The sequence below is a fragment of the Mesorhizobium sp. M5C.F.Ca.IN.020.32.2.1 genome, from assembly GCF_004023105.1.
GTDB classification, from domain to species: Bacteria; Pseudomonadota; Alphaproteobacteria; order Rhizobiales; family Rhizobiaceae; genus Mesorhizobium; species Mesorhizobium wenxiniae.
The window spans coordinates 1-1,213 of record NZ_RZSX01001291.1; the positions used below are offsets into that span (position 1 = coordinate 1).

Sequence of the window (1,213 nt, forward strand, 5' to 3'; positions counted from 1 at the left end):
GGACGAGGTCGTACCGATGCCGACATGGGCATAGGCGGGCATTGCGGCGGCGAGAAGCAGGATCGCCGAGAGAGACGTGCGATTGATCGTTGCGGGGACCATCGATATGCCTTCCGTTGTCAGGATCGTGCCGTCACGCGGCATTGCGGGCCGGGTCGCAGCCTTCGGCCTTGAGGACGCGCTTTGTCGAGGCGGGATGTTTCGCCAGCATCGCTGCCGGGCGGATCGGGCGCGCTGAAAAATTGCCGCCGCAATTCGGGCAGACGCCGCCCAGCACGTTTACCGCGCAATCGGCGCAGAAGGTACACTCGAAGGTGCAGATCAGCGCATCCGTCGCCTCAGGCGGCAGGTCCTTGTCGCAGCATTCGCAGTTGGGGCGCAGTTCAAGCATTTCCCTCTCCTCACCTTATCGGCTCATGCACCGTCACCAGCTTGGTGCCGTCGGGAAACGTCGCCTCGACCTGGACGTCGTGGATCATCTCGGCAATGCCCTCCATCACCTGCGCGCGGGTGACGACATGGGCGCCGGCCTCCATCAGCTCGGCGACCTGGCGGCCGTCGCGGGCGCCCTCGACGACGAAGTCGGTGATCAGCGCGATCGCCTCCGGGTGATTGAGCTTGACACCGCGTTCGAGCCGCGTGCGCGCCACAATCGCCGCCATGGCGATCAGCAGCTTGTCCTTTTCCCTTGGCGTCAGGTTCATGCTTTTCCCTGGAATGACATAATCGGAATCAGAGTGACCATAATTTGGGCAGACCCGCCCGTCCGTTGAGCAATTCGACAAGCGGAACCAGCCGCTTGCGGAGCTGGTAGCCGTCCTCGGCAAACAGCCTCGCAAGAAGCTTGCCAGATTTCTTCACGCTCCAGACGCTGGCGTCGCCCTGGCCGCTGATGATGTCCCGGGCCGGATCCAGCAAAGCCTCCACCCGCGGTGAGACCATCAGCACCGTCGCCATGGCGATGGCGCCGCCGGCCACGGCCGAACGGCCCAGAATGGCCGCAATGCCGGGCCCGATGCGGAAATCCTCGGCATGAACAAGCGCTCCGTCCTGGCTGACGCGCCAGCGGTCATGGAAATTGCCGTGCGCCGCGCGTTCGCCCATGGCGAGGCGGCCGAAGACGGTCGCCTCGAGCACCAGCGCCTCGGCACCGGCGGCAAGCTCCAGGTCGAGCCTGCGGGCAAACGCCGATCGATCAAAGACGATGGTTTCC

The 1,213-nt window shown here is 64.8% G+C and carries 3 protein-coding genes; all 3 read right to left on the reverse strand.

The features are described from left to right. Window positions 1-133 precede the first annotated feature (133 nt). The gene (locus EOA86_RS35335) at window positions 134-391 is read right to left on the reverse strand and encodes a DUF1272 domain-containing protein (protein WP_128345705.1); all 258 of its coding nucleotides are present in this window, start codon (window positions 389-391) and stop codon (window positions 134-136) included. Between the two features lie 10 nt (window positions 392-401). Next, a complete protein-coding gene (locus EOA86_RS35340) occupies window positions 402-704 on the reverse strand; it encodes an urease subunit gamma (protein ID WP_128345707.1) in 303 nt (100 codons plus the stop codon). A gap of 28 nt (window positions 705-732) precedes the next feature. Beyond that, the coding region (locus EOA86_RS35345; RefSeq protein WP_206630236.1) for an urease accessory protein UreD at window positions 733-1,213 on the reverse strand (481 nt) is incomplete at its 5' end.